The organism is Vibrio sp. SCSIO 43133, assembly GCF_023716845.1.
Classification (GTDB): Bacteria; Pseudomonadota; Gammaproteobacteria; order Enterobacterales; family Vibrionaceae; genus Vibrio; species Vibrio mediterranei.
Genome location: NZ_CP068024.1, coordinates 3,055,599 through 3,079,880, shown reverse-complemented (window position 1 = coordinate 3,079,880; position 24,282 = coordinate 3,055,599). Strand labels below are relative to the sequence as shown.

Sequence of the window (24,282 nt, the reverse complement as noted above, 5' to 3'; positions counted from 1 at the left end):
GCAGCGACCTGCTGCAACTTTAGTCGCAAAATGCTTGTTTTTACTCAAACTTGCAATGTTGGTCAAAATGATAAGATTTTAATCTAACGTTAAATTTGCTATCCTTCGCCCCACAGTTTGGCCTCTCTGGCACTGCTGATTCAGTTACTTGATGACGAGATAAGGCGAGGGAGAGCCAAGTTTCCAAGGATGTCCACTCCTAATTCTAATTATTAAGGAGGGACCGCAATGAGAGGAAAAAGTCGTGCTTGAAGCCTACCGTAAACACGTCGAAGAGCGTGCTGCCGAAGGAGTTGTCCCAAGACCCCTAGACGCCGAACAAGTTGCTGGACTTGTTGAGCTATTAAAGAACCCACCTCAGGGTGAAGAAGAGTTTATTCTAGACCTCCTCGAGAACCGTATTCCACCTGGTGTTGATGAAGCTGCTTATGTTAAAGCAGGTTTTCTGACGGCTGTAACTAAGGGCGAAGTAGAATCGCCACTAGTGAGCCGTGAAAAAGCAGCTGAACTCCTAGGCACTATGCAAGGTGGTTATAACATTGAATCACTGATTGCCTTGCTTGACGATGCAGCGCTAGCGCCAATTGCCGTTAAAGCACTGTCTCATACGCTACTGATGTTTGATGCTTTCTATGATGTTGAAGAGAAAGCAAAAGCAGGCAATGCTTACGCGAAACAAGTCCTAACCTCTTGGGCAGAGGCAGAATGGTTCCTGTCTAAGCCAGAACTACAAGAGAAAATTACGTTGACAGTATTTAAGGTGACGGGTGAAACCAACACTGATGATCTGTCTCCTGCTCCTGATGCATGGTCTCGTCCAGATATTCCAGTACACGCCCTAGCGATGTTGAAAAACGTACGCGATGGCATTGAACCTGATCAACCCGGTTCAATCGGCCCAATCAAACAAATTGAAGCACTTAAAGACAAAGGCCATCAACTTGTTTATGTTGGTGACGTGGTAGGTACAGGTTCTTCTCGTAAATCAGCAACCAACTCTGTGCTGTGGTTTATGGGTGATGACATTCCAAACGTACCAAATAAGCGTGCTGGTGGTTATGTATTGGGTGGCAAGATTGCGCCAATCTTCTTCAACACAATGGAAGATGCAGGGGCACTGCCAATCGAAGTGGATGTAACTAAGCTGAAAATGGGTGACGTGATTGACGTGTATCCATACCAAGGCAAAGTATGTAACCACGATTCAGGTGAAACCCTAGCAGAGTTTGCACTAAAAACAGACGTACTGATTGATGAAGTTCGTGCAGGTGGTCGTATTCCACTTATCATTGGTCGTGGTCTAACAGATCGTGCTCGCCAATCCTTAGGTCTTGAGCCGTCAGAAGTTTTCCGCCGCCCAGTAGCTGTTGAAGAGTCAGATGCTGGCTATACATTGGCTCAGAAGATGGTTGGTAAAGCCTGTGGCGTTGAAGGTGTTCGTCCGGGGACTTACTGTGAGCCGAAGATGACGACGGTTGGTTCTCAAGATACGACAGGCCCAATGACGCGTGATGAACTAAAAGACTTAGCATGCCTAGGCTTCTCTGCAGACCTAGTAATGCAGTCATTCTGTCACACCTCAGCGTATCCAAAACCAGTCGATGTGAATACTCATCATACACTGCCTGATTTCATCATGAACCGTGCCGGTGTTTCACTGCGTCCAGGTGATGGTGTTATCCACTCTTGGTTAAACCGTATGCTTCTACCAGATACCGTTGGTACAGGTGGTGACTCACATACTCGTTTCCCTCTTGGTATTTCTTTCCCAGCAGGTTCTGGCCTGGTCGCGTTTGCTGCAGCAACCGGTGTTATGCCTCTTGATATGCCAGAATCTATCCTTGTTCGCTTTAAAGGTGAAATGCAGCCAGGCATCACACTTCGTGACCTTGTTCATGCGATTCCTTACTATGCGATTCAGCAAGGTCTATTGACGGTTGAGAAAGCCGGTAAGATCAACGAGTTCTCTGGTCGTATCCTAGAGATTGAGGGCGTTGAACATCTAACTGTTGAACAAGCATTCGAACTTTCTGATGCTTCGGCTGAGCGTAGTGCTGCAGGTTGTACCGTTAAACTGTCTCAAGAGTCCATCGAAGAGTACTTGAACTCAAACATCACTATGCTTAAGTGGATGATTTCAGAAGGCTATGGTGACCGTCGTACTATCGAACGTCGTATTGTTGCAATGCAAGAGTGGCTGGCTAACCCAGAACTAATGCAAGCGGATAGCGATGCAGAATACGCTCATGTTATCGAGATTGATCTTGCAGACGTGACGCAGCCAATCCTTTGTGCACCAAATGACCCAGATGATGCTCGTTTACTTTCTGAGGTGCAAGGGACAGAAATCAACGAAGTCTTCATTGGTTCTTGTATGACTAACATTGGTCACTTCCGCGCTGCTGGTAAGTTGCTTGATAAATACAATGGTCAACTAGATACTCGTTTATGGATTGCTCCACCAACGAAAATGGACCGTGACCAGCTAACGGAAGAAGGCTACTACGGTATCTTTGGTCGCGCTGGGGTTCGTATCGAAACACCGGGATGTTCTTTGTGTATGGGTAACCAAGCGCGTGTGGCTGACGAAGCGACAGTTATGTCTACGTCGACTCGTAACTTCCCGAACCGTCTTGGTACTGGTGCTAATGTATACCTTGCGTCAGCTGAACTTTCTTCAGTCGGTGCAATCCTAGGTAAGATTCCAACGAAAGAAGAATACCTAGAGTACATGAAGCAGATTGACCCAACGGCAGCAGATACATACCGCTATCTAAACTTCCACCGTATGGGCCAGTACACAGAGAAAGCAGACACAGTCATCTTTCAAGAGCCTGCTTAATGGTGAATTATAGAGCTTGCTAAGAGCTCTATACTGAATAAAAAAACGGCCACTTTGAGTGGCCGTTTTTTTATTCGCTGAGTTAGTGATTTGCTCTAGGCTAATTGGTCAGCAACTTTTGCAGCTTGTCGCGCAGAGCAATAATATGGTCACGCTCTGGGCCTTGACGGTGACAATGGTCGAGTATGTATTCTACTGAGCTGAGTACTGTGCGCCAACGAGGTGTTTTAGGTAAAGTCTCTACGCGCAAATACTTATCCAATGTGCGCGTTTGCAAGGTACTGCGGTCCAAGTAAACACGCCACAAGCCACTTTGTTCAGCAAAGGCAAATTTGCTTTGTCCAGTAACACTTTCCCAATACTCCAGCGCATTGGTCATGGTATCTACCAATAACTCGCGCATCAATTCAGGACGAGACTTCTCTTCATCGACGGCTTTATCCGCTAATTGAGTAAATTCTCCGCCCAGCTCTTTGAGTTCCAGCAGTTTCGCCTTATCACCTTCAATCGCATATCGAGATAACGCATCAATAGCGGTTTCTAGGTTCTTCACGCGCGTTTGATCTAGGGACTGCCCTTGTTCGAATATGTAAATGCTCTTTAACCCCGAACCTTCAGGTAAGGTGAGAATATCGGTGTTTATATGTTGGCGTACATCATCGACAAAAATATCGATATCGCCGCAATAATGCTCCTGAGACAAGTGAATAAATTTAGGCGCAATTAGCTCTTCAACATTGGAGCGTTTGAGCCGTTCAACACTGCGTTTAAACATACGTCCGGCACTTTGGTTAGCAAACTGTACCTTGAGGTCTTCTCGGATGCATAGAATCGCTTCCGGCGCACTATCGAGTTGCTCGATCAAACGCCCTTGTGTTTCTAACAAACTTGCTTCAACCAACGCACGTTGCTTGATTTCATACTTGAGAAGTTGATTTTCGGCGCGTCTCTCTTCAGCTTTGCTTGCTTGAAGGTGAGCGGCGATACGTGCCGCTAGCTCCGGCTTACTGAACGGTTTTGCAAGGTAGTCATTGGCACCGAGTTCAAAACCACGAACTCTGTCTTCTGATTGATTCAAAGCAGTGAGCATAATGATAGGCAGCGCGGCATGATCGTATTGTTCACGAATGGTTTCACACACTTCAAAGCCACTCATTCCAGGCATCATAATATCGAGTAGCAGTAAGTCTGGTTTTTCATGCTCAATGATATCCAGTGTTTCTAAGCCATCTTTGGCCAATTTCACTTGATAGCCTTCTAGTCTTAAAAAGCTCTCTAGGATACGTAAATTCACTGGCTCATCATCGGCGACAAGCAACACTGGTCCATCAGGATTCTCAGGAAGGACTTCCTCTTCTTCGGGATTGATCTCAGTCGGCTCGGCGATATGGAAGTGACTATTTTGTCCTAATTGAGACATATGCTCTATTTCTTCCTGTGTCGCTAAAGGAAGGGTGAAGCTGAACGTGGTGCCAACATGAGGCTGACTACTGACATAAAGAGAACCGCCCATTAACTCAATAAGCTGTCGACTTATCGATAAGCCAAGCCCTGCACCTTGGCGGTAATGACCTGAATCATGGCCAGCTTGAACCAACGGCTCGAAAATATGTTCAAGCTGCTGAGCAGGAATCCCTTGGCCAGTATCTACTACTTGTACACGAATATGATCATCCATGGCGGTGGCCGATAATACGATCTTACCTTCATTGGTGTATTTGATGGCATTACCTACAAGGTTATAAAGTACCTGTTCTAAGCGCTGTGGGTCGGCTGAGACATAAGGCAATGGTTCGAGGACTTGATTGATAATTCGAATCTTCTTTTCACCAAGCAAGTGATGTGACAGCTCCAAGACCAGCTGTGTTGCACCGGTTAAGCTGATAGCAGAACGTTCAATATCTAAGTTGCCGTAACGCATCTTGTGATAATCGAGAAGATCGTCCACCAATCCAGCAAGGCGCTGGCCACTGTTAACGATGATATCAAGCTGATATTTATGGTTGGCGCCGATTGGCCCATTGGCACCTGAGATCATGGCCTCTGCAATCCCAATCATGCCGTGAAGTGGAGTGCGAAGTTCGTGAGAGGTGGTTGCAAGGAATTCATCTTTCAGCTTGTTTGCTAGCTGTAATTCTTCGTTTTGCTTTTTAATAGTGACTAAATTCTGCTCTAGCTCTTGGTTCTGACTCTTAATGAGCTCGATCTTCTCTTTTATTGAGCGCCTCATACGCTCGAAACTCAGAGCCAATCGGCCAATCTCATCTTTACGGTCTGCGCTAATAATCGAAGGTTCTAAGTCTCCACCAGAGGCTCTTTCGGCTGCCCAAGTAAGCTTAAGCAGTGGCGACGTAATAAAGTTAGAAAGGTAGTGTGAAGCAATGACAACCAGTACAATCGCGGTCAGCATTGCAATAACAAACAGTTTTTCTAGTTGCTTAACGCTAGCAAAGGCGATGGCCTCTGGTGTTTCGGCAACCAGTGCCCAATTGGTTTCATTGAGTTGAATAGGAGTGAATGCCGCAAAGTAGTCTTCGCCTTTGGCATTGGTGTAGCTACCCACCATGGTGAGTCCCGATAAGGCTTGTGAGATAACTTCGTTGCTGTTGTCTATGGTGTCTTGTTCAAGCCCAAGTATCTTGGCGGCATGGTCACTACCGACCAGCAGCAGCTTAATATCATCTGGTTTGCCGTCAGTGATGAGTTTAGTGATTCCCTTGATGGGAAGCCTGAACATGGCATAACTGTGAAGATAACCTTGCTGGATAATCGGTGCACCAAGCCAAGCGTACTGTTGGTCATCTTGTAGGGCAAAATCGGAAATAACAACCGGGGTGTACTCTTCGTTTTCTTTGCGCTTGTGAGTGACTTCAGATTTCAAACGATCAAAGGTTTCGCCAAGGATCTGAGTTGAAAACTCGCCCGTTTCTAAATTTGTGCCGTAATAGCGATTTTTATAGACGGAGTAGGTGACGTTGCCTGCAAGATCGACCAGTATGATGTCATCAAAATCTGAGCGTTTCAGGTGCTCCATAAACGCCCTATGATAGCGCTTGTGTAGAAGACGGTAGCGCTCACTTCCTACATAACTACTAGAGTCTGGAAGGATTGCGGTTTTTACTTGATTGCCTGAACCTTGAATATAGCGTTCTTGCGCATGTTCTCTTGCTTGTTCTATATCGTCACCGAGGCGCTGAAACGCATTTACCAGTCCATAGAATCGCCCACCACTGGCATAAGCTAGCTCTGAACGTACAAATCCCATGACTTCAGACTCTTGAGCTTGAAAGTAGTTGATCAACTGCTGTTTTTTAGTATCTCTTATCGATACCAGATGAGAGGTACTTTGATCTTTTAGATCCTGACTGTGTGCGTTGAGAAAGAATAGAGCGATGACCGTCAAGGGCGTAATGCTGAGCACCAAAAAAGCCATCATCAAGGTGTTTTGCAGTCGCTTGAATTTCTGTTTTCGATACAACTTGAACATATTTATCGCTTAGCTCTCGGTATGACGAATTAAGAAAGAGTTAACCTTAGCAATTTAATGACTTTTTTTTCTTTGACAAGTAAGTTGGCGATAAACCGTGTTGAGTAACACAAAAATAACGTATGCAATCAGCTTTGTGGTGTAAGAAAGGGCCTAATGAAGCGAGTTATTTAAATGAATTCAATTGGTTGGTGAAAGGGTTGAGAATACCAACCAATTGGATTCTTTATGATTTATTTTGTTGCGTGATAGATAGCAAACTTACGATTTTTATCGACAGTGTGACAGTGACCAAATTGCTGCTCAATAATAGGGGGGTATTTGAGGAAGCTATTGGCGACAATCATTAACTGCCCTTTGTTATTCATATAGTTAGGTGCGTCAGACAATAAGGTTTCTGTTGCTGAATAACTGGTATCTAAGCCAGCGTGAAACGGTGGATTACTGATAATAAAGTCGAGTCCTGGGGTGACATCGGAGTAGACGTCTGACGCAAATACCTGCCCTTCTAAATTATTCGCTAATAGAGTTTGCTTGCTTGATTCAATGGCAAAGGCATTGATATCACACATATTGAGTTCAATATCGTTATATTTTAGCCCCATGTAAGCGCCAATAACACCGGCACCACAACCAAAGTCGAGCACTTTACCTTTCAGTTCAGGTAGGTTGTTTAGGAGCAGCTGACTACCACTATCAAATTCACCGTGACTGAAGACGCCTGGCAGGCTTTTAACTGTGATGGGTAATCCATTGAGCTCTACTTGGTAGCTTTTAAACCAGTTTTTAAGCTCAAATGACTCGGGGGCTGACTGACACATGCCCCAGTAAAATGAGCAACGTCGAGCTGAGTCATATTTGTTCATTGGTCCGTAAGGCTTGAACATTTTTTCGATGCTCTTTACGCCAGAGCGATTTTCACCGACAACAGCAATCTCAGTGTCGTTGCCAAGTTTTGCTAGTGCCATTTCCAGTAGCATTTGCGCTTCGGCTTTCGCTTTTGGCCAGTAGAGTAAAATCATATCGGCATCAATGTCACTCGATAATGAAGCGCCGAACAACGTCGTGATTTTACTTGAAGAGCTTAACATGCGGTAGGTGATGTAATTACTGGTAAATACTGTCACCTTGTCGCAGTGTTTACTAAGCTCGATAGGGAACTGATCTTCTATTTCGCCGATGACCAATACACGCTTTTGTGCGAAGTATTCGAGTTGCCTTTCCGCGATTTGACTAGGTGCGATGTAGGTTGCCATGACGAGTTATCTCTAGAAGTAAAAAGGGAGGGGATTCTCTCACAAAGCCCTCCCTGAAAAAAGTGTCTAGCTGTTATCTTGTCCGTCTAAGAAGTCTTTAAATTCTTCTTCGTACATATTGAACAGAACCATAGTGATGGCAAAGATAAGAGGGCCGTAAATTAATCCAATTAAGCCAAATAGATGAATACCACCTAAGAGAGAGAAGAATATCATCAGAGTATTCATACCCGCACTTCCCTGCATTAGCAGCGGGCGTAGTACGTTATCAATAGAGCCGACGACAGCGATGCTCCAGACAGCTAAGAACAAGCCCCATGTGGTATCGCCAGTAATGAGCAAGTAAGCGGTAGCTGGTATCCATATAAGTGCGGTCCCTACAACAGGAATAAAGGACGCAAAGCCCATCATTGTGCCCCAAAACAGCCCAGGGAACCCTGCCATCCACATACCAAAACCACCTGCAGCTCCTTGAGCTATCGCGGTCAAGAATGATCCCATGACCGCTGATTTCGACACTTTTTCAATCTCATTCAAGAGGCGATCTTCTTGACTGCGCGAGAACGGCAGAATATGGCGAATCGCAGCGATGATTTTGTCGTGGTCACGCAATAGGAAAAACAGAACAAATAACATCAAGAAGAAGTTCATCAGGAAGTTTGTTGCGTCACCAAGAATTTTTGCACTAGTCGCAACTAAATTCGAACCTAGCGAAGTCGCAAACTCAGCCGCTTTCTGAGCAATATCTTGTGCGTTAATTGCGTCAAAAGGTAGGTAGTCATTGATAAAAGACAACCCTTTCTTTACCCAAGGGTGGGCGATAACCTCTTGAATACCACCGCCAGTGACCCATTGATACATGTTTTGAGAAAACACGGAACCCTGTTGAACGATAGCACTAAACACTAAAAGTAGAGGCATAACGATAATAAACGTCAATACAATACATGAGAGCAAGGCGACGACGTTTTTGTGCTTCGGCATTTTGCTCTCAATCCACTCATGAATCGGGAACATCAACAGAGAAAGGATGAACGCCATAACAATGGAGTTCATATAGGGTTCAACTAATAAATAACAAGCAAACGCTGCAAACAGAAGGGCAAGGATCAGTACCCAGTGGCTAGCAGTCACATTCATTTTATTCTTCACAACGTTTCCTCAGACCTTCTTAAAGAAGGGATAATGACTTTATGACAAACACCTACAGACGAGGCGTTTTTACTTAGTTATAGTGGTCATATAATGGACGCAAAATGTTGATCGATCAACGTTAATTACTTTTCATTCATTGGCTTTACGGAGGGGATATGGGGTGTTGTAGCGACGACAAGAAGTGTCAATCGAATAAGCGTCAAAAACGTGCTATTCCTTGGTTTTCTCTGACCATTGTAGTGCTCATTATTCTGGCATTGTTTAATTGGCAGGCATAAAAAAGGGCTGATTAATCAGCCCTTAAGATATTTTTCAATGCTTGCTTATGCTTCGCTAGCAATGATGGCGAAACAGCGATCAGCTGCTTCTAATGTCGCATCGATTTCTTTAGAGCCGTGTGCCAACGATGTGAAGCTGGCTTCAAATGCTGATGGGGCTAGGTAAACACCGTGGTCTAGCATTAAGTGGAAGAAGCGTTTGAAACGTTCAACATCACACTTAGCAACCTCTTCATAGCAAGTGATAGTTTCTTGCTCAGTGAAGAAGAAGCCGAACATGCCACCTACTTGGTTCACGACTAGTGGTACACCGTGTTTGTCAGCAAGTTGCTTAAAGCCATCAGCAAGTTGTTTGGTCTTGTTCGCTAGGCGTTTTTCATTACCTTCTTCAGAAAGTAGCGTCAAACAAGCGTAACCTGCCGCCATCGCAATTGGGTTACCTGATAGCGTACCTGCTTGATAAACAGGACCTGTCGGTGCGATGTATTGCATCACTTCTTTACGGCCACCGAAAGCACCAACTGGCATACCGCCGCCAATGATTTTACCTAGCGTGGTTAGGTCTGGTTTGATGTTGTAATGTGCTTGTGCGCCACCTTGAGCAACACGGAAACCTGTCATTACTTCATCAAAAATAAGTAGAGCACCTTCGTCATCGCAAATCTGACGTAGACCTTCATGGAAACCCTCCACTGGCGGAATACAGTTCATATTGCCCGCAACAGGCTCAACGATAATACAAGCGATTTCGCCTTTGTTTGCTTCAAACAGAGCCTTAACAGAATCTAGATCGTTGAAACGTGCCGTCAGTGTATATTTAGCAAAGTCAGCTGGTACACCTGGAGAGCTTGGTTGTCCAAGTGTTAGTGCACCTGAACCTGCTTTAACCAATAAACTATCAGCATGACCGTGGTAGCAACCTTCGAATTTAAGAATTTTGTCACGACCAGTGTAGCCACGCGCTAGACGAATCGCACTCATGGTTGCTTCTGTACCAGAACTAACCATGCGCAGTTGTTCCATTGATGGCACCAACTTGCGAACTAATTCCGCCATGTTGATTTCCATTTCAGTTGGTGCACCGAAACTTAATCCACGTTGTGCTGCATCTATCACAGCATCACGAATTGCAGCGTGGTTGTGGCCTAGAATCATAGGACCCCATGAACCTACGTAATCAATGTACGCTTTACCATCAGCATCAAAAATCAATGGACCATCGGCACGTTCGATAAAAATAGGTGAACCACCTACGCCGTTGAAGGCACGAACCGGAGAATTAACACCGCCCGGGATGGTCTGTTGCGCTTTTTCATACAGCTCAGCTGATTTGGTCATGGAAAGTTCCTCTTTGCTTGTTCGGACCAAGTTGAGCAGCATTGTACATCTCCGCACAGATTCTAGTAGTGTTTTGAGCACATTTTCGTAAATTAGCGTTTGAATCTGCTGTAAAGCTAATTTGCTTTTGCGTAATACTTGAACGAAGCAGTCAGGTATTAGATAATCTGGTGCAATAACTTTAAAAATTATATGCAAGGTCTGGTGAGCAACTGGGCCGTCGTTTTTCATCGCAGGGGATATCTGCCCATCATTAGGTTGTGGTAGGGTGTTATTTGCGATTGAGTAGCAAGAGAGGTTCCCGTGAGTGATGTAGCTATTCCTTTAGATTTTTCAGATGCCGCGGCAACGCGTGTACAGACCCTAATTGCAGAAGAAGAAAACCCACAGCTTAAGCTTCGCGTTTATATTACGGGTGGCGGTTGTAGTGGATTCCAATATGGCTTTACGTTTGATGAGAACGTGAACGAAGGTGACACGACTATTGAGAAATGTGGTGTAACTCTAGTGGTTGATCCAATGAGCCTGCAGTATTTAGTTGGTGGTGTGGTTGATTATACTGAGGGACTAGAAGGTTCCCGTTTCTTCGTGAATAACCCAAATGCGACCACAACCTGTGGCTGTGGCGCATCTTTTAGCGTATAGCAAATAAAAAGGCGAACCATGTGTTCGCCTTTTTTGATCTCGCTTTTAACATTGTGAAAAATTCCCCATTAAGAGCAGATTAGGAGAGAAGTTTAGTTGTCTATTTCTCTAGGCTGAGTAAAGTAGTTCAGTCACCACATTAAACATAGGATGTCGTTTAATGTTTGATTGCTAATAATTTTTTAGAACTAGTTGCCTTAGAGCAACGTATCTAACCGTTAGCGTCAAAAACACAATTATAAGGAAATGATTATGCCAATCAGTCAATCTGGCAGTTTTTTTTCGAAACGTCCTTGGCTTATTTCTCTGCTCTGTATCTTCATACTTAGTGTGTGGCTAGGTTTAGGCGTGTTAAAAGCTGAAGAAAATCAATCTACCGCACCTTCCGATGATCCTGCGCCTCTAGCTCGTGTTGTATATCAAACTTTTAATGCTCAACAAGTCGAGAAGAAAATCGATCTCTACGGCCGAACAGCGCCAGATCGTACCGCGAAATTGGGTGCTGAGATTGCAGGTAAGATCATTAAACTGAATGTACGAAAAGGTGATTCAGTTAAAGCAGGTCAGTCAATCGCTCAAATCGATCTCGGTGATTTGCAGATACGCTTAGAGCGTGCTCAAGCGATGCTAAATGTCAGACAGCAAGAATTCAATGCCTCTAAATCTTTAAAAAGCAAAGGACTTCAAGGAGAAGTAGCTTACTCAACCGCTGCCGCAAATTTAACTGAAGCGAAAGCTATGGTGAGTGCGGCGAAATTGGCATTACGCAATACATCAGTCAAAGCTCCATTTACCGGTATTGTCGACCATCTATATATTGAACTTGGTGATTTTGTTTCGGTTGGTGACCCTGTGGCGACGCTGATTGATTTAGAAACGTTGATCATCGAAGCGGATGTTAGCGAGAGACATATTCAGCAATTGGTCACTAGCCAGCCATCGCAAATCCGCTTTATTAACGGTGATGAAGTGACTGGAAAGTTGCGCTATATCTCTCGAGTTTCTTCCGAATCGACGAATACTTTCCCGATTGAAATCGAAGTACCAAATCCTAATCAACGTATTCCGGCTGGTATCAGTGCTGAGGTTGAACTTGCGTTAGATGAGCAATTAGCGATTAAGATTACGCCTGCAATGCTGGCGCTAGATGAAAGGGGCAACCTAGGGGTGAAAACTCTCAAGGAAAATCGAGTCGCCTTTATACCGATTCAGCTTGTTAAAGCTGAGCAAGATGGCGTTTGGCTGACCGGACTGGGCAAGCAAGTTGACATTATTGTGCTCGGACAGGGGTTTGTTCGTGATGGCGACAACGTTGAAGCCATCAGTGTTGACCAAGCCAATCAAATTGCCCAGCAGCAAGAGCAATAAGGAGCTGCTATGTTTGCATTAATTGATGCGGCGCTGTCTCGCTCCAGAACCATGTTGAGTTTACTGGTTCTAATTTTGATTGCTGGTATTGCGACTTATAACTCGATACCAAAAGAGTCGAGCCCCGACATTACCATTCCAATCATTTATGTTTCTGTTAGCCACCAAGGTATTTCTCCTACTGACAGTGAACGATTGTTAGTCCGTCCCCTTGAAAAAGAGATGCGCTCCGTAGAGGGAGTGAAAGAGATGACGGCGACGGCTTCAGAAGGGCATGGCTCAGTGACGTTGGAATTTAACGTCGGTGTCGATCTAGCCAAAGCAATGGCCGATGTCAGAGATGCGGTAGATTTAGCGAAGCCTAAGCTACCTGATGGCAGTGATGAGCCGACGGTAAACGAAGTAACCCTTGCCTCTGAGCAACCTGTGTTATCAGTCGTTCTTTACGGTACTGTTCCAGAGCGCACAATTGTTCAACTCGCTCGCCAATTGCGGGATAAGTTGGAGAGCTATAGGCAGATCCTTGACGTGGATATCGCGGGTGACCGTGAAGACATCGTTGAAATCGTTGTCGATCCATTGTTAATGGAAAGCTATGGCTTAGATCAGGGCGATATCTACAATTTAATCGCATTGAACAATAAGGTGGTGGCTGCGGGTTTTGTCGATACTGGATATGGACGTTTTTCCGTTAAAGTTCCTTCCGTATTTGATAGCCTGAAAGATGTATTAGAGCTACCGGTTAAGGTCGATGGCAAACAGGTGATTACTTTTGGTGATGTGGCGACAGTGCGCCGCGCATTTAGGGATCCTGACAGCTTTGCTCGTTTAGATGGTCGCTCGGCAGTGGTACTCGATGTCAAAAAGCGCTCGGGTGAGAACATTATTGAAACGGTAGATCTCGTTAAAGAGGTATTACGCCAAGCGCAAATGCTGCCGGAGTGGCCAAATAACCTTTTGGTGAAATTCACCAAAGATGAATCGAAAGACGTAAAGATCATGCTTAATGATCTCCAAAACAATATTCTTTCGGCCATCATTTTAGTAGTGATCGTCATTATTGCTATTCTTGGTGTACGCACGGCCTTGTTGGTAGGGATATCAATTCCCGGCTCTTTCCTAACGGGCTTATTGGTGCTCTCAGTATTTGGTTTAACGGTCAATATTATCGTGCTGTTCTCACTAATCATGGCTGTGGGGATGCTGGTTGATGGGGCCATTGTTGTAACGGAGTTTGCTGACCGTCGAATGCAAGAGGGTACCCCTCGTAAACAAGCTTATCGTGACGCTGCAAGGCGAATGGCTTGGCCAATTACAGCCTCAACGGCCACTACGCTAGCAGCTTTTGCGCCGCTATTATTCTGGCCGGACACCACCGGCGAATTTATGAAATTCTTACCGTTGACTCTTATCGCAACCCTCACTGCATCGCTTGTCATGGCACTGTTGTTTGTACCTGTGATCGGTGGTTTGATTGGCAAGCCTCAGTATGTTTCACAGAAGCGCCAGCAACAGATGGTTGCGTTACATAACGGTGAATTTGATCAAGCAACCGGTATCACTAAGCTCTATTACCACACACTAGATATTGCCATCGGTCACCCATTGAAAATACTGTTGTTGGCGATTTTGATGGCGATAGGGGTTGGGTTCGCCTACAACAAAGCGGGTCTAGGTGCCGAGTTCTTCCCTGAGGTAGATCCTCCTTACTTCAATGTAAAAGTGCGTTCTCACGGTGACTTATCGATCAAGGAGAAAGATGAAGTGATGAGAGTGGTGGAACAGGTAATGTTTAACCACAAAGAATTTGAGAGCGTCTATACCAAAACCGGTGGTAAGGATGAAATTGGTACGATTCAGATCACTCCGGTTGATTGGCAAGATCGTCGCCGTGTGAATGTTATTATCGAAGAGCTAAAGCAGACCACGGATCAGTTTGCTGGTGTCGAAATCGAGTACAAATTCCCAGATGCTGGACCGCCTGTTGAACACGATCTAGAAATTGAGCTCTCAGCGCGTTTCCCAGAAAAGCTCGATGAAGCCGCTAAAATGATACGTCGCTGGGCTGATGGTAACTCTAAGCTGACCAATATCAGTGATACCTCGAATAAGCCGGGTATTGATTGGCAAATTGATATCAGTCGCGATGATGCATCACGGTTTGCTGCAGATGCGACTTTGGTTGGAAATACGGTACAGTTTGTCACTAATGGATTGAAGATTGGCGACTATTTGCCTGACGACTCGACGGAGGAGGTGGATATTCTCGTTCGATTCCCAAGTGACAAACGAGATATTGGCCGATTTGATGAGCTCCGTATCAAAACCCCAGCGGGATTGGTGCCTATTACCAACTTTGCAGAGATAACTCCTCAGCCTAAACAAGATACGATCAACCGTTTAGATGGCGTTCGTATTATTAGTGTTAAGGCTGATATGGCTGAAGGGTATAACCTCGCGGTCGAACTGCCAGAGTTTCAGCAGCAACTGAGTAATATCGATTTACCAGCCGGTATCGATTATAGAATTCGTGGTCAAAACGAAGAACAGAAGAACTCATCTGAATTCCTGCAAAGTGCGTTTTTGGTTGCACTAGCGGTGATGGCATTGATTCTGATAACTCAGTTTAATAGTTTCTATCAAGCCTTCCTTATCTTAAGTGCCGTTATATTCTCGACAGTGGGGGTATTTGCAGGTCTGCTTATTTTCCAGCGACCATTTGGCATTATCATGTCGGGAATTGGGGTTATCGCTTTAGCTGGGATCGTCGTGAACAATAACATCGTGCTTATCGACACATATAACCAACTGCTAAAACGAGGATTAGACAAGCGAGATGCCATATTGAGAACCGGAGTACAGCGTTTGCGTCCCGTCTTATTGACTACAGTAACGACCATACTTGGCCTTATGCCAATGGTGCTGGAGATGAATGTCGACATCATTAACCAAAAAATAGAGTTTGGGGCTCCGAGCACTCAGTGGTGGTCGCAGTTAGCAACAGCTATCGCTGGTGGTTTGGCATTCGCGACAGTATTGACATTAGTATTAACTCCTTGTTTGTTAATGTTAGGAAAGCGAGAAGAGAAGCAATCTAAACCATCCATCTTCAAGCGTTGGCGCTTTAGTAAGAGAAAGCCTCCAGCAAAAGCGGCTTAAAAAGATAGAGCCTTCAAATTTGAAAGCCTCCTTTGGGAGGCTTTTGTTTTTTCTGCAGATAGCTTTATTGTGAATTATCCAACTCAACGATAGGTTTGCGCGGTTTTTAGGGTTATTTGAAAGAATTTAATACTGAATTTTCATTGATGTCCTTGTTGATCGTTTGGCTAGTGGTTCAAGCTTGTAACAAATGTTTGCAAAACGACTCATTAAAAGTGGAGTGTGTTTTTTGAGAACTTGATAGGGTTAGATCTTGTGCTAAGAAAGAGTTAAAGTTGTTGCGTAAACGAATGGCTTGTTATGACAAGCTAGGCGTGACATAGCCGAAAGTGAGTAATTTCGATTTAGGCTACGAATAAGACCTAACTATGTAATGCCAGCTCAGCAATAACCAAATTGCTGCGATAACTGGTAAGGAGACAATATGGCAGATTCAACCCCAGAAATGCTATCTGGTGCAGAGATGATCGTACAATCTTTGATTGACGAAGGTGTTCAACAAATCTTTGGCTACCCAGGTGGTTCCGTTCTCGATATCTACGATGCGCTGCATGAAAAGCGCGAAAACATTCAACACGTACTCGTTCGTCACGAACAAGCTGCGACCCATATGGCTGATGGCTACGCACGTGCAACCGGTAAACCTGGTGTTGTATTAGTGTGTTCTGGTCCTGGTGCAACCAATACGATTACTGGTATTGCAACCGCATACATGGACTCTATCCCTATGGTCGTTATCTCTGGTAACGTACCAAATAACCTGATTGGTAATGACGCATTCCAAGAGTGTGACATGGTGGGTGTTTCACGTCCGGTGGTCAAACACAGCTTTCTAGTACAACGTGCAGAAGATGTACCTGAAACATTAAAGAAAGCGTTCTATATCGCCTCTTCAGGTCGTCCTGGTCCAGTTGTTGTTGATGTTCCAAAAGATGTCATGAATCCGCAAATTAAGTTTCCTTACGAGTATCCGGAAACGATTAAGATGCGCTCTTACAACCCGACAATGACGGGTCATAAAGGACAAATCAAAAAAGCACTAAAAGCGATTCTAGAAGCGAAGAAACCGGTGCTTTATGTCGGTGGTGGTGCGGTGATGTCAGAAGCCGACCAGCATATCATTAAGCTAGCTGAAACGCTTAATTTACCTGTTATTAGTACTTTGATGGGGCTAGGCGCGTTCCCTGGTACTCACAAAAATGCACTAGGTATGCTGGGTATGCACGGCACCTACGAAGCGAACTTGGCAATGCATAATGCTGATCTGATTTTTGGTGTAGGTGTACGTTTTGACGATCGTACAACTAACAACCTTGATAAGTACTGCCCTAATGCCAAAGTGGTTCACATCGATATCGATCCATCGTCGATTTCTAAAAACGTTCGTGCTGACCTGCCGATTGTTGGCTCTGCTGATGTGGTGCTTGAGACCATGCTTAGATTGCTTGTGGAGCAAGGCGGAACTAATGATGAAGCAGCGCTTAATGCTTGGTGGGATGACATTGCAGGATGGCGAGCGCGCAACTGCTTAGGTTATGAGACCTCAGAAGAACGCATTAAACCACAACAAGTTATTGAAGTGCTGCACAAACTGACTGGCGGTGATGCGTATGTCGCGTCGGATGTTGGCCAGCACCAAATGTTTGCAGCGCTTTATTACCCATTCAACAAACCTCGTCGTTGGATCAACTCTGGTGGTCTAGGGACCATGGGCTTTGGCTTCCCTGCAGCCATGGGCGTGAAATTTGCGCATCCCGATGAGGAAGTGGTGTGTGTCACCGGTGACGGCAGTATTCAAATGAATATTCAAGAGCTGTCGACGGCGATGCAATACGATGTGCCAGTTAAGATCATTAACCTAAACAACCGTTTCTTAGGAATGGTAAAACAGTGGCAAGACATGATTTATCAAGGTCGTCACTCAAACTCATATATGGACTCTGTTCCAGACTTTGCTGCGATTGCAGAAGCTTACGGCCATGTTGGGATTCGAATCTCCAACCCAAGCGAGCTTGAGTCTGGTTTGAAGAAAGCGCTAGAAATGAAAGATCGCTTAGTGTTTGTCGATATCAATGTTGATGAAACAGAACATGTTTACCCAATGCAAATTAAAGGGGAAGGCATGGATAAGATGTGGCTAAGCAAAACGGAGAGAACATAATATGAGACATATCATTTCACTACTAATGGAAAACCAACCGGGTGCACTTTCTCGAGTGGTAGGTTTGTTCTCTCAACGTGGTTATAACATCGAGTCACTCAACGTATCACCAACGGATGATGAAACTCTGTCTCGTCTTAACATCACGACTGAGTCAGACGAAATGGAACTTGAACAGATTCAAAAGCAGCTCCACAAACTTATTGATGTTCTAAAGGTTCAAGAAGTAACTGAGTTTGACCATATTGAGCGTGAGCTGATGATGGTGAAAGTAAAAGCCAGTGGTTTCGCTCGTGCGGAAGTAAAGCGTACTGCAGATATTTTCCGTGGTCAGATTGTTGATGTGACGGCTTCTCAGTATACCGTGCAACTCGCGGGCACCGCAGAGAAGTTGGATGCGTTTGTTTCAGCACTTTCTGAAGTGACTGATGTGGTGGAAGTTGCACGAAGTGGTATCGTAGGTATTGCTCGTGGTGAGCGAGCACTTAAGCCATAGAGTTAAAGACGAACCACAGATATTAAAAAAGCGAGCACCAAGCTCGCTTTTTACGTTTAAAAGGACTTTAACCTTCTATTTCATGAAAAGGTGCAGGCTCTTCAATAATTGGTCTCATTTCTTCTTCAGGTTCGGCATTTTTAACCTGAGCTTCTGGCTGTTTTGTTTCTTCTACTGGAGCCTCGGTATTGAGTTTGTCTTGCTGCTCACTAAATTGGAAAGCACGAATAACTTGGTTTACCCCAGAGACGTTACGAGCGATTTCAGTGGCAACATCTGCATGCTCTTTAGAAACGTAACCGAGTAAGAACACTTCTTTGTCTTCAGTGATGACTTTAACTTTTACACCGTTAAGGCGCTCATCGGTCAGCAACGCTGACTTCACTTTTGTCGTTAACCAACTGTCATTACTGACACTAGTGAAGCTGATCGGATCTTTAATTCGAATTTGGTTATAAACTCGTTTAACGCCTTTTAAGCCTTTAACTTGCGCTTCGAGTTGGTTGCTTAGTGCTTGGGTCTTAGCTTGTCCCATCAGAACCACGGTACCGCGTTGAGAACTTGCAACCACACGTACTTGGCCTACGTAGGGGGCTTTATTGCTCATCCCCGCAACTTCGGATTCTAATGAGTTATCGTTCCAAATCTCTTTTGTGGTTCGAGTATCAGTCACTAAATTGACAGTGGTTGCTGCGCCAGCGACAAACAAGCCCGCACATCCAGACAACATGATGCTAACCAATAGCAAAGTCAGAACTTTGTACATCTTCATGGTATTACTCTTCGTGGGAAGGGAATAGAACTTGGTCAATAAGATCGCATAAGCAATGCAGAGTTACCATATGCACCTCATGAATGCGTGCGGTTCTGTGAGATGGGATACGGATTTCCACATCATTCTCACCCAGCAGACCTGCCATTTCGCCACCGTCCTTACCAGTAAAGGCGATGATGGTCATATCTCTAGTTACTGCGGCTTCCATAGCTTTGATGACGTTTTTACTGTTACCACTGGTGGAAATCGCAAGCAGTATATCTCCAGCTTGACCAAAGGCGCGTACTTGCTTGGCAAAGATATCTTCGAAGTTATAGTCGTTTGCTACTGCGGTCATTGTGGTGCTATCGGCAGTTAGAGTCATAGCAGGTAAGCTGGGACGTTCAGTTTCGAAGCGATTCAGTAAACAAGAGACAAATTGTTGGGCGTTGGAAGCTGAGCCGCCATTACCACAGCAAAGAATTCTGTGACCGTTGAGTAGTGTTGCTACCATGGCTTGTGCAGCGTGGGTAATAACGTCAGGAAGCGCTTCTGCAGCCGCAATTTGAATTTGAATACTTTCAGTGAAACTTTCTTTAATGCTATCGCGCATGGTTATCCTTGAGTGATCGCGTTCTTTATCCAGTTAATGTCATTGCCTTGCTGATGAATGGCAACGACATCGAATCGAAAATCAGTATCGTAGGGCGATAAGCCGTTTTGCAGCAACCAAAGGGTGGCAGCTTTTTGAAGCTTTCGTGCTTTAGAGGGTGTCACCATCTCTTGAGCTAAGCCATACTGAGTGCTTTGACGATACTTTACCTCGACAAAGACAAGAGTGGAACTGTCTTGCATGATGAGGTCCACCTCACCGCATTTAGCGGTGTAATTCTCCGCTAAGGCTACTAGGCCTTGTCGACCCAGATAGTCCTTAGCGAGAATTTCGTAGTTTTTGCCAACCGCTCTTTTATTGGCTGATCGGTTGTTCCACGGTAGCAGTGCCATCCGTACCTTCTTCCATGTTAGGCGCTTGTGTCTCAGAAGCTTCCGTTACTTGAGTTGGCTTTTGACCATATACACCCCACGAAATTTGGCGCTGTACGACACAGTCAGAATCAACGCTCAATGTGCCAGTTTGGCCATCTACAGAATAACCTTGAACGGCTTTTAACTGCGGTAGTTCTTTAGTTAATGAGTAAGCATCCATCCCCAATGCTTGCAGACGTTTCTCTGCATTCGAGCTCTTCGGCCAGAACTTGGTCATTTGTGCGTCAAGCTGAGGATCTTGGTCAATTAGCAGAGGGATATCACTGTAGACTACGCCAGTGAGATCCTCGTATTGACGTTTACTAGTGTGGCTGTGTGAATCAGCAAACAACTGAGGTTGCTTCGCATCTGGGTTAATCGCCACTTCAATAAACGGTTTGATCAACGTCAGGTCTGCACTATTGGCAACGATATAAACAGAGTCAATATCGCGACGGCTACGTGGTTGATTCTCTAGCTTCATGCCTGTCAACGCTTCCATTTGGGCGATGCGTTGCTGACTTTGCTGAAGACCGAATACATTATTGATGGTTTTTTGCAGCTGAGCGCGATTTCCATATTGTGCAATAGCCACTTTGTTGTCACTGACTTTCGCCCATTCTTCTTCAAATGCTTTCACTACGCGGTCACCGAGGTTGCCTCTTGGTGCTAGGACCAGAGGATACTCATAGTTACCTTCAGAAAGATGAGCGGCGGCTTGCGCTACTTCTTGCTCTGGGGAAAGCGTTAGGTAACACATCATTTGTGATGGTTCTAACTCGCTAGGAATATTGAGTGCAAGTGCTGGAATTGGCGTTTCAGATTGTTTTTGTGCTTGTTGCAGCTTCTCAACGTTTTCTTTGATAAGTGGACCAACAATGAAGTCCACTTCATTGGCAATTAGTTGTGCTTTGATATCTGCTGGAGCCGTTTCATTAGTATCGATAACGGTAAAAATTGCTTCTGGGTCGCGTTGCTCATCGTCCATCATTGCCATCATAAACCCATCACGAACTAGCTGCGCTTGTTTCGCATATTTGCCCGTTAATGGAAGCAGCAGTGCAGTGCTGTGAGGCGTCGTGATCTCTAAACTTAAAATGTCTAAGATACTTTGTGGGGTGTATTCAGCAGCGGGATGGTCCGGGTTCTCGGCCAACCAGTTCTTTAAGGTATTTTGTAGCTGTGGAAGGCTACCACCTAGTGCTTTCATATAAGTTGCAAGCTGTAACCAGCCATCAAGAACTTCTTCTTTAGGTTCTGCGACTAGGGTTGAAAGCTGCTCAGCAGAATACTGGTTGAGGTTATTCCAAATCTCATCATTGATGCCTTGCTGATCTTCGCGTGGAGCGAAACCTGACATGGCAATCAATTCTCGGCTAGCCTCAAAGTAGCGGCCTAATTGGGCCAGACTTTGCGCTCTTAACTCGTAGTAGCGTTGCCATTGCTGTTGGGCAAGAGGCCATTCCGCTGGGAAGTTCAGTTGTAGATATGCATCCTGTGCATTACCTTGCGCTAGGTTAAGCTCGGCACGAGCTAATTGCCATTCTGCTTGCTGAATAACGGTTAGGTTTTGTTTGGCTAGACGATTAGAAAGTCGCTTAGCTTGTTCGTAGTTGCCTTCTTGAATCGATGCTTTGAACGCTAGAATTAGCCATTCATTAGCAAAACCACCTTGATCGGCATCGGCACGCATTAAGTACGTTTCAGAAGATGCGGTTGGAGCAAGGGTGATATCAACACTCGTTGGGGCGCTTGGCTGAGTAGAACAAGCGGCAATGGACAAAGCCAATGCAATTGGAGTCAGTAGGCGTGTTACACTATTTCTCTTTGGGTTCATCATTGCCATGAGCTCTTTAATCACTATTCGTGTAAAATCATTATATTAATCGTTGAAGTGCTGGTAAACAAATGACAAGCAACAAAACCACTTATATTGAGCAACCAACGCTCTTTATTGTACCGACTCCTATTGGAAATCTCGGTGATATCACACAAAGAGCGCTCGATGTCTTAAACAGCGTCGATATTATTGCTGCTGAAGATACTCGTCATACGGGTAAACTTTTATCTCACTTCAATATTCAAACTAGGACATTTGCGCTCCATGATCACAATGAGCAGCAAAAAGCACAAGTTTTAGTCGATAAATTGTTAGCGGGCGAATCCATCGCATTGGTTTCTGATGCGGGTACGCCACTGATCAGCGATCCAGGGTACCATTTAGTGTCTCAATGTCGTCAAGCGGGCGTTAAAGTTGTGCCATTACCTGGTGCGTGTGCCGTAATAACAGCCTTGAGCGCCTCAGGTCTGCCATCTGATCGATTTAGCTTTGAAGGTTTCTTGCCTGCAAAAAGCAAAGGTCGTAAAGACAAGTTTATGGAAATCGCTAAGGCAGAGCGTACCTGTATTTTCTATGAGTCACCACATCGAATCACTGAGTCGTTGGCAGATATGCTTGAAGTTCTTGGTCCGGAGCGTGAAGTTGTATTGGCACGTGAGCTGACAAAGACTTACGAAACCATACAGGGCCTGCCATTAGGTGAATTGGTTGAGTGGATTGAAGAAGACGAAAACCGCAAGCGCGGTGAGATGGTTTTATTAATTCATGGATACCGCGAACCCGTGACGGACACGTTACCTGACGAGGCGACTCGAACCTTAGCTATCTTAGTTAAAGAGCTACCATTGAAGAAAGCTGCGGCAGCAACGGCAGAGATTTATAACCTGAAAAAGAACGCATTATACAAATGGGGTTTAGAAAACCTTGAGTAATTGCTCGCGCTCCGCTACAATCCGCGCCCTGAAGTTGACTGGATAGTCGCTGCTTCGTTGACGTCCCCTTGAGCTTGTCTTGGGGGAGACTGACGGAGGGGAGGAACGTCCGGGCTCCACAGAGCAGGGTGCCAGGTAACGCCTGGGGGGCGTGAGCCCACGACAAGTGCAGCAGAGAGGAAACCGCCGATGGCTCCATTTCTTCGGAAGGAGCACAGGTAAGGGTGAAAGGGTGCGGTAAGAGCGCACCGGACGACTGGTAACAGTTCGTTGCAAGGTAAACTCCACCCGGAGCAAGACCAAATAGGCTTCCACATTGCGTTGCTCGCGTATGGAGGCGGGTAGGTTGCTCGAGCCAGTGAGCGATTGCTGGCCTAGACGAATGGCTATCACCGCTTCGGCGGATACAGAACCCGGCGTACAGGTCAACTTCACCTATTATAAAAAAACCCATTACAAATTGATTTTGTGATGGGTTTTTTGCTTTTTTATCACCTATCTTTACGTTAGGCTGAACTTAACCAGATGACGTTACTGAAGGAAATCAGTACACTTGTCTACTTTGCCTTTAGCAACTCTCGAGATCACCAATGAGCGAATCATTCCAACACATTTCGGTACTACTTCATGAATCTATCGATGGCTTAGCCATTAAACCTGACGGTATCTATATCGATGGGACGTTTGGACGTGGTGGTCACAGTCGTCAAATTCTTTCACAATTGGGTGAAAATGGTCGCCTTTATAGTATTGACCGAGATCCTCAAGCGATTGAAGAAGCGGGTAAAATCGATGACCCACGATTCACCATTATTCACGGCCCGTTTTCTGGTATGGCAGAATATGCGGAACGCTATGATTTAGTTGGTAAAGTTGACGGTGTATTGCTGGACTTAGGTGTCTCTTCACCACAATTGGATGATGCGGAACGTGGTTTTAGCTTTATGAAAGATGGCCCACTGGATATGCGCATGGACCCAACATCAGGCATGCCGGTTTCTGAGTGGTTAGCTCAGGCTGAGCTAGATGATATCACTTGGGTTATTCGTGAATTTGGTGAAGATAAGCACGCTCGTCGAATCGCTAAAGCGATTGTTGCTCATCGTGAAGATGAAGAGAAAGAGCCACTTACTCGCACAGGCCAACTAGCGAAGTTAATTTCTGACGCGGCACCAAAAAGCTTCAAAGAGAAGAAGCACCCAGCGACACGTTCATTCCAAGCGTTTCGTATCTATATCAACAGTGAACTTGAAGAGATCGATACTGCTCTAAAAGGAGCTGCAAGCATTCTAGCACCAGAAGGTCGTTTATCTGTGATCAGTTTCCACTCGTTGGAAGATCGCATGGTAAAGCGTTTTATGCGGAAAGAAAGTAGAGGCCCTCAAGTGCCTCACGGTATTCCGATGACGGAAGATCAAATTCGTGCCTTGGGGAGTGCAAATCTAAAAACAATTGGTAAAGCACTTAAACCATCCGATCAAGAAGTTGAAATGAACACGCGATCACGCAGCTCTGTACTTCGAGTTGCAGAAAAACTGTAGCGGA

At 45.1% G+C, this 24,282-nt stretch carries 16 protein-coding genes and 1 other RNA gene; 9 read left to right on the top strand and 8 right to left on the bottom strand.

Annotated elements, in window-relative coordinates:
- The first annotated feature begins 244 nt into the window (after positions 1-244).
- A complete protein-coding gene (gene acnB / locus JKJ11_RS14375; protein ID WP_252038371.1) occupies positions 245-2,842 on the top strand; it encodes a bifunctional aconitate hydratase 2/2-methylisocitrate dehydratase in 2,598 nt (865 codons plus the stop codon).
- A gap of 100 nt (positions 2,843-2,942) precedes the next feature.
- Here acnB and JKJ11_RS14370 read toward each other — a convergent pair whose 3' ends face one another.
- From JKJ11_RS14370 to hemL, 4 genes are all read right to left on the bottom strand, one after another.
- On the bottom strand, positions 2,943-6,329 hold the full coding sequence (locus JKJ11_RS14370; protein WP_252038370.1) for a response regulator: 3,387 nt from the start codon (positions 6,327-6,329) through the stop codon (positions 2,943-2,945).
- Positions 6,330-6,562: 233 nt separating this feature from the next.
- Positions 6,563-7,585, bottom strand: coding sequence for a 16S rRNA (guanine(1207)-N(2))-methyltransferase RsmC (rsmC, locus tag JKJ11_RS14365; protein WP_252038369.1), 1,023 nt, complete (start codon positions 7,583-7,585; stop codon positions 6,563-6,565).
- A gap of 66 nt (positions 7,586-7,651) precedes the next feature.
- Positions 7,652-8,725, bottom strand: a complete 1,074-nt coding sequence (locus JKJ11_RS14360) for an AI-2E family transporter (protein ID WP_006072681.1) — start codon at positions 8,723-8,725, stop codon at positions 7,652-7,654.
- A gap of 338 nt (positions 8,726-9,063) precedes the next feature.
- Entirely contained in the window at positions 9,064-10,356 is a 1,293-nt protein-coding gene (gene hemL / locus JKJ11_RS14355) for a glutamate-1-semialdehyde 2,1-aminomutase (protein WP_124940246.1), read from the bottom strand.
- Between the two features lie 303 nt (positions 10,357-10,659).
- On the opposite strand from hemL, the gene erpA reads away from it, so the two are divergent.
- From erpA to ilvN, 5 genes are all read left to right on the top strand, one after another.
- The gene (gene erpA, locus JKJ11_RS14350; RefSeq protein ID WP_006072684.1) at positions 10,660-11,001 is read left to right on the top strand and encodes an iron-sulfur cluster insertion protein ErpA; all 342 of its coding nucleotides are present in this window, start codon (positions 10,660-10,662) and stop codon (positions 10,999-11,001) included.
- A gap of 252 nt (positions 11,002-11,253) precedes the next feature.
- Positions 11,254-12,369: an efflux RND transporter periplasmic adaptor subunit gene (locus JKJ11_RS14345; RefSeq protein ID WP_252038368.1), complete on the top strand. Its 1,116-nt coding sequence runs from the start codon at positions 11,254-11,256 to the stop codon at positions 12,367-12,369.
- Positions 12,370-12,378: 9 nt separating this feature from the next.
- Positions 12,379-15,528 carry an efflux RND transporter permease subunit gene (locus JKJ11_RS14340; RefSeq protein WP_252038367.1) on the top strand — a complete coding sequence of 1,050 codons (3,150 nt, stop codon included), beginning with the start codon at positions 12,379-12,381 and terminating at the stop codon, positions 15,526-15,528.
- 424 nt (positions 15,529-15,952) lie between these two features.
- On the top strand, positions 15,953-17,689 hold the full coding sequence (locus JKJ11_RS14335; protein WP_006072689.1) for an acetolactate synthase 3 large subunit: 1,737 nt from the start codon (positions 15,953-15,955) through the stop codon (positions 17,687-17,689).
- A gap of 1 nt (position 17,690) precedes the next feature.
- Positions 17,691-18,185 (top strand): acetolactate synthase small subunit, encoded by a 495-nt coding sequence (ilvN, locus tag JKJ11_RS14330; RefSeq protein ID WP_006072691.1) that lies wholly within the window; start codon positions 17,691-17,693, stop codon positions 18,183-18,185.
- 67 nt (positions 18,186-18,252) lie between these two features.
- Here ilvN and JKJ11_RS14325 read toward each other — a convergent pair whose 3' ends face one another.
- From JKJ11_RS14325 to JKJ11_RS14310, 4 genes are read right to left on the bottom strand one after another with little or no spacing between them, the layout of a single operon-like run.
- Positions 18,253-18,951 (bottom strand): BON domain-containing protein, encoded by a 699-nt coding sequence (locus JKJ11_RS14325; RefSeq protein ID WP_240645396.1) that lies wholly within the window; start codon positions 18,949-18,951, stop codon positions 18,253-18,255.
- Between the two features lie 10 nt (positions 18,952-18,961).
- Positions 18,962-19,552, bottom strand: coding sequence for a phosphoheptose isomerase (locus JKJ11_RS14320; RefSeq protein WP_006072694.1), 591 nt, complete (start codon positions 19,550-19,552; stop codon positions 18,962-18,964).
- A 2-nt stretch (positions 19,553-19,554) separates the two neighbouring features.
- A complete protein-coding gene (locus tag JKJ11_RS14315; protein WP_252038366.1) occupies positions 19,555-19,944 on the bottom strand; it encodes a YraN family protein in 390 nt (129 codons plus the stop codon).
- Positions 19,907-21,811 carry a penicillin-binding protein activator gene (locus JKJ11_RS14310; RefSeq protein WP_503059295.1) on the bottom strand — a complete coding sequence of 635 codons (1,905 nt, stop codon included), beginning with the start codon at positions 21,809-21,811 and terminating at the stop codon, positions 19,907-19,909. The genes JKJ11_RS14315 and JKJ11_RS14310 overlap by 38 nt, the downstream gene beginning before the upstream one ends.
- Before the next feature lie 62 nt (positions 21,812-21,873).
- Between JKJ11_RS14310 and rsmI the strand changes: the two genes are divergently transcribed.
- The 3 genes from rsmI to rsmH all read left to right on the top strand — a co-directional run bounded on the left by rsmI (position 21,874) and on the right by rsmH (position 24,278).
- Complete coding sequence (gene rsmI, locus JKJ11_RS14305; RefSeq protein WP_006072698.1) at positions 21,874-22,737, top strand: 16S rRNA (cytidine(1402)-2'-O)-methyltransferase; 864 nt, start codon at positions 21,874-21,876, stop codon at positions 22,735-22,737.
- Between the two features lie 30 nt (positions 22,738-22,767).
- An RNA gene (gene rnpB, locus JKJ11_RS14300) (RNase P RNA component class A) lies at positions 22,768-23,174 on the top strand.
- A 153-nt stretch (positions 23,175-23,327) separates the two neighbouring features.
- A complete protein-coding gene (gene rsmH / locus JKJ11_RS14295) occupies positions 23,328-24,278 on the top strand; it encodes a 16S rRNA (cytosine(1402)-N(4))-methyltransferase RsmH (protein WP_006072702.1) in 951 nt (316 codons plus the stop codon).
- Positions 24,279-24,282: the final 4 nt, after the last annotated feature.